This is a genomic window from Gallibacterium genomosp. 1 (assembly GCF_000771875.1).
GTDB lineage: Bacteria > Pseudomonadota > Gammaproteobacteria > Enterobacterales > Pasteurellaceae > Gallibacterium.
Genome location: NZ_JPXX01000036.1, coordinates 1 through 735, shown reverse-complemented (window position 1 = coordinate 735; position 735 = coordinate 1). Strand labels below are relative to the sequence as shown.

Genomic DNA, 735 nt, shown 5'->3' with positions numbered 1-735 from the left:
ATAAAAATGCAATCCTTCTGTATCGCTCGGATTAAATTCCGAATGGGTGATACCAGTGCCGGCGGACATAATCTGAAATTCACTCGCAGGAAGTTGTTGTACGTTACCCATACTGTCTTTATGAGCGATAGTGCCTTCTAAAACATAAGAAAGAATCTCCATATTTTTATGTGGATGAGTGCCGAATCCTTGACCCGAAGCAACAAGATCTTCGTTGATTACTCGTAAATTCGAAAATCCCATAAAATTTGGATCATAATATCCGGCAAAAGAGAAAGTATGGTAAGAGTCGAGCTAACCGTGGTTTGCGTGTCCGCGTTCATTTGCTTTTCTGATATATAACATAATATGTTCCTTATTTTTAATCTTTACTTGTGTGTTTTATTGTAGAGTTATAAAAATAAGAAATGAATAGCAAGTTTGTGAAAGGTTTGTTTCTTATTAGGAAATAATAACCTCAGTACTACAGACTAAAAAACAATAAGTTTCTTTGTTTGTTAATAAAGTTAGATAGAAAGCACTTTAATAGAAAAAACCATATTTACTCATTGTTTTTCCCTATTAAAAAGTAACGATAGTTTATTTTATACCTATAAATAGGTAATTATTTTAAGTTAGAAAAAAAGTAATAAAGAACAGATTATTAGTAAATAAAATAACCGGTTAAGTTTTAAAAAAATAGTATTTGCCCTGACGCAAACGTTTGCTATCATCACCTACTACTACTACTACTAC

General features: G+C 31.6%; 1 pseudogene. It reads right to left on the bottom strand.

The features are described from left to right. Nucleotides 1-345: pseudogene (locus JP36_RS10365) on the bottom strand (pirin family protein); the annotation flags it as partial. Nucleotides 346-735 lie beyond the last annotated feature (390 nt).